Origin of the sequence: [Clostridium] clostridioforme AGR2157 (genome assembly GCF_000424325.1) — a bacterium.
Taxonomy (GTDB): domain Bacteria; phylum Bacillota; class Clostridia; order Lachnospirales; family Lachnospiraceae; genus Enterocloster; species Enterocloster clostridioformis_A.
In genome coordinates this window covers 1-8,577 of the sequence record NZ_AUJR01000087.1, presented here as the reverse complement: position 1 = coordinate 8,577, position 8,577 = coordinate 1, and the positions used below count along the sequence as shown (strand labels likewise).

Annotated in this window: 10 protein-coding genes; 2 read left to right on the top strand and 8 right to left on the bottom strand. The window is 39.0% G+C overall.

The annotated features are described in order from the left end of the window. The first annotated feature begins 34 nt into the window (after positions 1-34). Positions 35-220, top strand: coding sequence for a hypothetical protein (locus G614_RS0122780; protein WP_027643217.1), 186 nt, complete (start codon positions 35-37; stop codon positions 218-220). Positions 221-294: 74 nt separating this feature from the next. Here G614_RS0122780 and G614_RS0122775 read toward each other — a convergent pair whose 3' ends face one another. The 8 genes from G614_RS0122775 to G614_RS0122740 all read right to left on the bottom strand — a co-directional run bounded on the left by G614_RS0122775 (position 295) and on the right by G614_RS0122740 (position 8,261). Further along, positions 295-546, bottom strand: coding sequence for a 3-hydroxyacyl-CoA dehydrogenase NAD-binding domain-containing protein (locus tag G614_RS0122775; RefSeq protein WP_027643755.1), 252 nt, complete (start codon positions 544-546; stop codon positions 295-297). A gap of 80 nt (positions 547-626) precedes the next feature. Continuing rightward, positions 627-1,340 carry a cytidylyltransferase domain-containing protein gene (locus G614_RS0122770; RefSeq protein ID WP_027643754.1) on the bottom strand — a complete coding sequence of 238 codons (714 nt, stop codon included), beginning with the start codon at positions 1,338-1,340 and terminating at the stop codon, positions 627-629. Between the two features lie 26 nt (positions 1,341-1,366). Then, the gene (locus tag G614_RS0122765; protein ID WP_027643753.1) at positions 1,367-2,395 is read right to left on the bottom strand and encodes a polysialyltransferase family glycosyltransferase; all 1,029 of its coding nucleotides are present in this window, start codon (positions 2,393-2,395) and stop codon (positions 1,367-1,369) included. 26 nt (positions 2,396-2,421) lie between these two features. Next, the gene (locus G614_RS0122760; protein WP_027643752.1) at positions 2,422-3,864 is read right to left on the bottom strand and encodes an oligosaccharide flippase family protein; all 1,443 of its coding nucleotides are present in this window, start codon (positions 3,862-3,864) and stop codon (positions 2,422-2,424) included. After that, positions 3,861-5,171 (bottom strand): O-antigen polymerase, encoded by a 1,311-nt coding sequence (locus G614_RS0122755; protein ID WP_027643751.1) that lies wholly within the window; start codon positions 5,169-5,171, stop codon positions 3,861-3,863. The genes G614_RS0122760 and G614_RS0122755 overlap by 4 nt, the downstream gene beginning before the upstream one ends. Beyond that, complete coding sequence (locus G614_RS0122750) at positions 5,164-6,123, bottom strand: glycosyltransferase family 4 protein (protein ID WP_027643750.1); 960 nt, start codon at positions 6,121-6,123, stop codon at positions 5,164-5,166. The genes G614_RS0122755 and G614_RS0122750 overlap by 8 nt, the downstream gene beginning before the upstream one ends. A 301-nt stretch (positions 6,124-6,424) precedes the next feature. After that, the gene (locus tag G614_RS0122745) at positions 6,425-7,630 is read right to left on the bottom strand and encodes a glycosyltransferase (protein WP_027643749.1); all 1,206 of its coding nucleotides are present in this window, start codon (positions 7,628-7,630) and stop codon (positions 6,425-6,427) included. 13 nt (positions 7,631-7,643) lie between these two features. After that, entirely contained in the window at positions 7,644-8,261 is a 618-nt protein-coding gene (locus G614_RS0122740; RefSeq protein ID WP_162142791.1) for a glycosyltransferase family 4 protein, read from the bottom strand. A gap of 121 nt (positions 8,262-8,382) precedes the next feature. Between G614_RS0122740 and G614_RS35210 the strand changes: the two genes are divergently transcribed. After that, the coding region (locus G614_RS35210) for a DUF6431 domain-containing protein (RefSeq protein ID WP_044918653.1) at positions 8,383-8,577 on the top strand (195 nt) is incomplete at its 3' end.

Below are 8,577 nucleotides of genomic sequence, written 5' to 3'. Positions count from 1 at the left end.
TACTACATTTATTACAGATGGGAGGCAGTTGCAAATGAATCAAAGATATGTGGATGAACTCAGACAAAAATACATCAAAAATCCTCCAGAAGGAATGACACCCAAACTGGTCAAGGACATGACCGATTCTGATTTATTGGATATGCATTACTTTTTAACTGAAGATGACGACCTCGACGATGATGGATGGGAAGAAGGGTTCTATATCGACCTGTTCTAAACCACCGTCTGTTTTCTATACCCTCCTTTGGCAGAATCATTAGTTTACATAACTTCGTTTCAGCAAGGACTTTCCTATAATATAAAAATAGCATCTGCGTTTGAATATGCAGATGCATAGTCCGTAGTATAATGCAAACGTCCTTTTGCATGATTTCGTTTCATCATTTCTTCTAAATCAGTTTCATAAATTGGCGACTTCCCTGACTCCATTAATTCTACTTTTTTCTTATCCACATCCACACAGATAACATCATGTCCTTTTTCTGCAAAACATACTCCTGCCACAAGGCCAACATAGCCTGTTCCTGCAACCGAAATCCTCATCCTCAAACCAGTATGATATGCTCAGACACCATATACATACAATCCTTTCTTATTTTATCTTCTATAGAAAAATAGAAATCCTAATCAGTATAATTCTCTTTAATCCATTCCTTTGCAATATATAAATCAATTTCATGATGGATATCTATCGACTCATCAATTACATACGGCAGGATTTTATCTCCCATAAATCCCCATGGCTGCTGTCCTTCTCTTCCTGAACACAAAAATCCCACATTTAGAACCCAGAAATTATGTGCCAAGAAATAACACACTGGCAAATCCTGCCTGTTAGTTGAAACTTTCCCTTCTATCCCCTGCTCATACATACTAAGGGTTCCATCCTCCATTAATCTTTTTGCCCTCAACGGATGATGGTCATTATCTATGTATGTCGGTACAACAGCGGTAACAGCAGGATTGTCCTCCATCATTTTTATGCAGTCATCAATCCACTGGGATTTGATGGTTACGTTATTAGCCAGGATAACTACTAATATTTCCGGCAGTTTTCCCTTCTGTTTCATGATATCAAGCGCATGCATGATACAGTCAACGTGTTGTGATGTAGGTAGCGCAAGTTCTTTTGGCCTTACAATGGATTCATATCCTTCGTCACTGGCTGCCCTTAGAATCTTTTCATCATCACTACTACAATATTTATCCCGTATATACCTACTTTTTGCCCCTGCGTGCGCTGGATAATAAAGTACCGGTTTCCCTAAAATGTCAAGCACATTCTTATCCTTTAACGTATTATTTCCTCTTCCCGTCAATAATGCTGTAGTTTTCATCATTTCCTCCTTTGAATTCAGGTATTTTATAAACAGATAATACCTATTTTTTTATAAAAATCAGAAACCTGACAATCCCCATCAACTAAACGAATGAGAGAGACTGTCTCAAAACCCATTTTTTTTGCCGTCTGCAGACCTGTACTTTTTATGCCAATAACCCTTAACTGTTTACCTGATGCACATGATAAATATCCTTCCATGGATATGGAGCGTTCCAGTTCCACTTCATTACAAAATATATCAAGAACCTCTGTCTCCCGTGGATGATACTTGTAATATACATTCAATCCATTTTCATGCGCATTCTGGATTTCCCTTTCTAGTGCCAGTTCAACATCCCTCCTTTTATCTCCATATACACGCAATAAATCCAATACAAACAGAATCCCTTTATCATAAAAGGGATTCTTCATATTAAAATATATTTTTTTTATTCCTGCTTCAAAGGCTTCATCCGGTATCTCGGTTAGCTTCATGGATTTGTATCGTTCCTGAACATACTGTGGATAAGAAACGTACGCGTGCTTTAATAGATAGTGCCCTCCCATGTAATAATTTAAATCATAATACTTATTCAAACAGAATATATACTTAAATATAATCTTGCGGATCATACGTGTCATCCGGTTAGCCCCCATTCCCCCAGATACAACTCCATTAGAAAAATATGCCGTTGAACCATCTTCCAGCCATACAAATTCTGTCTCCCCATTCACTCTTCCTGAGTATTTCATAATGTACATTTCCGGAATGCACATATCCTCCACAAGTATGACCCGATCATAGTCATTTTTTATAAATTGCTTTATTTTATGATATATGACCGGGTAACGTCTTATTTTATTCCAATATCGTTCATTTATCTTGGGATAGGCTCCTGTCAGAAACAATACTTCCTGATAAGAAGATGTAAGGGAATCCCTAACCATATCAGAAATGTTAAAATCCTGAAATAAAATTAAATGATTTGTATCCCGGGCAAATACTGTATAAGCCAGGCCAGTGCCCAATATTAAATTATACTGTGTGTGCAAAACAAATAAATTTCTCATTTTCATCCTTTTTCGTCATTATTCCGTTATTTTAATATACGGCTTTTGAAATATTTTTTGACCAGACAAAATATTTCAAAGAACAATGGATCTTTTTTTATGAACAGGATAGTACAATATACCGTGCCGCCTATGAAAATCTGCTCTAATGTAACAATAGGGCCAGGACTTTGGATATACCCGCACAAAAAGACGGCAATAAACATAACTAAGGAATACAAAAAATATCTTATTGACTGTATAAATATATTTCTTATCCTCACCTGTCTGTTCAAATAGTAAAACTGAATTCCTACCAGAGTATAATTAGAAAACAATGTAGCAATTGCAGCACCTATATATCCGTAACATGGAATTAGAATTGTATTAACCACTATATTCAAGACTGCGCCTGCAACATTTGATTTCAGCAGGATTCCCATCTGATTGGTGGCGGTAAAATACTGTGAACCGGATATCCCTATAAGTGTATTACTGATTACCATGGGTGATAAAATAACAACCGCTTTAGCAGTAGCCATAAACGCTCTGCCCAAATACCACGGTATGAATTTGTATGCAATTCCCATCAGCCCAAACATCATAGGCAAGGCAAGAAACATGGAATAGCCTGCCGCTTTTTCAAGTAATCCGCCGATAACCGTTTGATTTCCCCGCTTAAATTCATTTGCAATACGGGGCATCATTACGGTGCTCAGCACAGTGATGAAAGTAAGCGGAATAATCACAATCTTCTCAGCCTGGTCATAGTAAGATATCTGGCTTGTCCCATTAGTCAGCCATCCAATCATAACTTTATCAACCTGTAAATAAATAGTAGCTACTAAAGAGGGAAGAAATAATTCAACAGAACCCCATAAATACTTTTTGAAATTCTTAAACTGTATCTTTTTTACCTTTATATATTTTCTGAGCTGCGGGTACGCCAATATGTTAGCAATCATCGTTGACAATGAAAGCAGAAAGATATATCTGCCTATATCCTGTTCTGACTTCACGAACAAAAAAATACATAATGTGCTGAGAATTTTTGCAAACATATTTTTTAAAGCCGGGATTTTCATATCTTCCAAACCGACAAAAAGCCAAGTACAGTCAAACACATTTGCCAGGTAATAGATATAAAATAATCGAAAGAAAATCGCGAATCCTGATATTCTTGCATATACTATGTACACAATTGTTCCAAAGATTCCCAAAACAGCCCTTAGTCCCATTATGTCCCAAAACATTTGGGACATCTCTTCACCGTCATCCCGCATATAGGCGGTCTGTCTGTTCCCATAGGAATAAATACCAAATAATGAAACTGACATAATGACCGATGTGGAGGAGGATACATAGCTGTATATCCCCAAGCGTTCCGCGCCCAAAACTCTTGCCAGATACGGCGCCGTAATCAGTGGAACCAACAAGACAAACATGTTATATAAAATATTATAGAAATAATTTTTCAAAATCCTGCTCATATACTGTCATACCTGCTATGCTTATATTCCTTACTTCTTGGAACAATCATCTTTAAGAGCCAGATTGGACCAAACATAAAGACAATGTCAATTGCCCATGAACTAATGCTTCCCCTGCATACAAACTGGAATAGATATCCGAACATGATGCTGTAAGAAATCAGCTGTAAACGGTCACCGGTCTTAAGCATCCTGTAATATAACTTCCTGGTAATATACCCAAAAATAAACATACCTACAATAGTTCCCAAAATGCCAAACTCATAATAAAACTCACCAAGGTTGGGATATGCGGAACCGCCGAATGAACTTCCGTACATTGCTTCAAAGGCTGTTTTTCCTAAGGTGGCAGGTTTATTTTCCCATATGGCATGAGGGATAAACTGAATCAGTATATTCAGGAAACCCAATCCCCAATGATAGGGTATCTCTTTGGGAATCATTCCTGTCAGGTTATAGAAAGGGAAAAATATTTCCACATTATACATGAACGCTTTCATCATGGTATCAAAGTCTACAACAGATAAATCAATCCGGGTCCCCGCCCTCATGGTTTGTCTGAAAATGCCAATTATACAGACCCCAACAAACATTAAAAAGAGTCCCAGTAAAACAGTTCTTTTACGGGGCCGTGTTCCGGTACTAGCGTAATGATAAATAACAGGCGATAGTATAACCAATATGGCTGTATTTCTGGAACCGCTGCTAAGAGAAATCAGTGCAACTACTGAAAAGCACAGATATGTGGAGACACGGCCCTGCTTTCTATAAGCAAATAGAAGTAAAATAGCGGGGACCGCACTTCGCAGGAAACAGCTCAAAAAAAGCAGGCTTGTATTTTTATATGTTACCGGTTCGTCCGCACCAAACTGGCCAAAACTAAGCATCATCATGATTGATCGTCCGGTCAGCCTATAATAAGTCAAACTGCAAATCAGGCTGAATATCAGCAATACAAGCGCATATCTTAATATGAATACTTTGGCCTGTTCATCTTCATCCAATAATGCGGTTTCCGCCCTACGCCTGTTTTTTTTACAAAAAAAGCCTCCTAGGACATAGGAAATATAGCCAATTATAAATACTGTATTTCCTCTGGGAAGATACTTCATTACCTCTACACCCTGATAATCGGTCTGACCGATTTTAATCCATTCAAACGGTGCCCAGACAAACACCAGAAAATAAAGACCTGTAATTAAATAAAACGGGTCCATAACATCGAATCTTCGGGCTGCGATTATATGTGCGGACACGGATACGCCTAAAATGACGGATGTGATAAAAAGACACAGTACATTAACCATTCTTATATTTCCTTTGAATCATTTCAATAACTGCCCGGTTTACATTATCTTCATATTTTTCCCATGAATAATTTCTGCCCGTTTCCATTGCAGCACGTTTCATGTCCTTCATCCTGTCCCGGTGCTCCGTAAACCAGACAATCCGGTCCCTTAGCTCTCCAGCATCTCCGGTCTCCACAACAAAGCCATTTACTCCGTCTTGAATCAGGTCAGCAACCCCTGAGTTAGCGGAGCAGATAACGGGTAATCCCGATGCCATTGCTTCCAGGGCAGCCAGGCCAAAACCATCGCATAGAGAGGGAAATACAAAAACATCTGCATCTTTATATCGATTGGCAACTGTTTCCGGAAGCAGATATCCAAGATATTCTATATTGGAGGCATTTTTATGCTGTAATCTGTCCGGTATCATGCAATCCCCTACTATTTCCAAATGTGCTGACTCCGGATTTACCGTCTCAAAAGCTTCCAATAAATATGAGATTCCTTTCATTTGCCGTACTGCTCCCACAAAGAGAAAGCGGACTGCTCCATTGTTTTCCCTCATGGAAGGGGCATAGATTCCGGAATCAACACCATAAGGAACCACCCACACATCGCTGCCGTTTCGTCCGCTATATTCGATGGAGTGTTTTACTACATTAGACGCCGCCAGGAAAAAATGGGCATTTTTTATTTCTTCCTCGTAATCTTCCAGGGAATAGTCCCACAAAAAGCGCTTCTCACACCGCAAAATTTCAGCCCATTGGGGATTCTTGTCCATATCTTCTTCATATACATGTTTCACAAATGAGCGATTGGCCGCCGACATATCCATAATACGTACAATCTCCGGAGCCGCCTGCTTTAAACGTTCAAAACAGGATTTGGCGTTTGTGTCATACATGATGACTGCATCCGCCTTCATTTTCACAGCATATTCAGCTACTTTCCGCCCAAATGAATCAGCCACTTTCTTATTCCACCAATAATAGATTCTACGGCTATGGTCCACTCGATTTAACAAAAGCAATATCAGGCCTGACAAAATGTTATATTGTATTAGCTGTTTATCATCTATTTTGTCGCATCGTCGTTTTTCCAGGCGTTTTTTATTATCCTCATTAATGAATAGCCGCAAAAGTTTAACAATGAACCCATTCTTCTTATTATAAACAGTAGTTATGTAAGAAAAGAGGCAGCCATAACGATTGAGCGCCGATGCCAGCCTATAAGAATGCTGCTGCCCTGGGTGGGCAACGATAATTCGATATTTATCCATACTGTTTTTCTCCCAAGTACTGTAATTTCTTATAAAACATATCCCTTCTGGCGGCTAGTACATCATATTCATAAGAGGCGGCTTTCTCAAGATTCTGTTTACTTAATTTCTGATACAGACTGGGATTAGTCAGTATATCCCATGCCTTTTTTGCAAATGCCTCATCATCCTGTTGACTAAACAGACATTCCGCCGGTAAAAGTTCTGGTATTCCGTTTACAGGTGTGGATAAACAGGGTAACCCTACAGCCATTGCCTCGATGACGGTTCTGGGAAGACCTTCTCCTTTTGTCGGAAAAATAAGCAAATCTGACCCCAATAATTCTTGTCTGATAGCCTGTGAACCAGAGAGAAGGCCTGTGAACTCAATATAATCGGCTACTTCATAAGATAACGCCATCTTCTGAAATTCAGACCTCATGGGCCCATCTCCAATAAACTTTACATATACGTTCATCCCATTCTTACGCAAAATATTTAATACGCGTATTACTACATCATGTCCTTTTGAATAGTCCGTAATGCAGCTATTAATATGGACAATTGTATATTGATTATGAGGAACCGTACGGTCGTAATAAAAGAAATCTTTATTTAATATGATTGAAGAATAAAAGCTTTCAAAATGCATATGGTTTTCTTTGTGCCGTTTTACATAAGACGGGTACCTCTTCTGCAGAGCAGAACGTGTTACATAGGAAACACCATCAGCATTACCTGCCATAAATTTAACCTGCCAGTAAAAATAAATTCTTACAAATGGTCTGGATAGACCCTTATATGCTCCCGGAGCAAACGTATCCCATGGGTCATTTACAACCTCAACTGCCCAAGGAAGGTGTTTCTTTTTTACCTCATTGTGGACAGCATTGGCAATCGGACTGGGAATACGGTAAAGAGCATAACTACAGCCAGCTGCAATCCCAACCATTGCTTTTCTAATTTTCCAATAACGTAATACAAACTCTTTAGGCCCCCGATAATGTGGCAATTGAAAAAATTCCACATTGGGCCCACTGGAAATCATCATCTCTTCGTTAAGGCTTGACACATCACTAATTCTACAGGCAATCCGCACTTCATCAAAAACCTTTAGGTAGCGTTTCCAAAAGTCATATCCATAAATAGTCTTTACCCAAACCTTACCATCGGGAGTACGTATAAATTGATGATCAACTGTAACCAATAATTTTCCCATGTCCCCATCACCCTTATCTCTCTCGTAACTGTGCTAAAAATTTTTTTGTCTCATTGATACAGGCAAAAGAGTTCTGTGCAATTGTAAGGGATTCCCTACCGGCATTACTCACCCACTCTTCCGATGCATTTAGTAAAAAATATATGCACTCTTGAACTTCCTCCGTATCCAGGATGTCAAATACAACACCATTTTTATATGGTTGTATTAATTCCGGGCTATTCCCTGTATATATAGATACACACAAGGGTAAACCTGCAAATGCCGCCTCAATTGCAGACAGTGGATTGCAGTCCTGTAATGATGGCAGAAAGAAAAAATCAGATAACGCATAAAATTCTATCACCGTGTCTTGATTACAATACCCCATAAAATGCACATCCAAGTTTTCCTTGTCCGCAATATCCTGAAGTTCCTTCTTCATAGGTCCTTCCCCTGCTAATAAAAAACAGGCATTGGATATACCTTTAACTTTACCTGCGCTTTTCAAAAATAAATCCAATCCTTTGAGTTTAAGCAGTCTTGCAGGACAAAAGAACACCCTTTTCTTAACAGGAATACCATATTTTAACCTTAGGTCATATGTATCTTTCCGTTTTGTTATGGTGTTGTTGACCTCATAAATTATCAAAATACTGATTTACTTGCCTGTCTCTGAATTGACCTGTATACTGTCATCAGCATACAAAAAGGAAAAGGTCTCAGAGAACCCTCCTGGAAAGTTGTGTACTCTGAGACCCTGGTCACTAACCATGGTTATTATATCAGATTATTCACTTGTCCTCAAGGAGGAGTTTGTGTTTTTTGTTGAGAGCAGTGTGACCACCCATATGTGCCCGATCTGTCAGGCTACGCTTTCCTACCGGGATTCCCGTCCACGTATCCGCAAAAAAGAAGGCGGTGTGAAGGAGCAGTTAATCATCCGACGGTTTCATTGTAAGAACTGC

Excerpts from the sequence above, each read along its gene's own strand:
- G614_RS0122780 (WP_027643217.1), top strand. The coding sequence starts at position 35 with ATGAATCAAAGATATGTGGATGAACTCAGACAAAAATACATCAAAAAT.
- G614_RS0122775 (WP_027643755.1), bottom strand. The coding sequence starts at position 546 with ATGAGGATTTCGGTTGCAGGAACAGGCTATGTTGGCCTTGTGGCAGGA.
- G614_RS0122770 (WP_027643754.1), bottom strand. The coding sequence starts at position 1,340 with ATGAAAACTACAGCATTATTGACGGGAAGAGGAAATAATACGTTAAAG.
- G614_RS0122765 (WP_027643753.1), bottom strand. The coding sequence starts at position 2,395 with ATGAGAAATTTATTTGTTTTGCACACACAGTATAATTTAATATTGGGC.
- G614_RS0122760 (WP_027643752.1), bottom strand. The coding sequence starts at position 3,864 with ATGAGCAGGATTTTGAAAAATTATTTCTATAATATTTTATATAACATG.
- G614_RS0122755 (WP_027643751.1), bottom strand. The coding sequence starts at position 5,171 with ATGGTTAATGTACTGTGTCTTTTTATCACATCCGTCATTTTAGGCGTA.
- G614_RS0122745 (WP_027643749.1), bottom strand. The coding sequence starts at position 7,630 with ATGGGAAAATTATTGGTTACAGTTGATCATCAATTTATACGTACTCCC.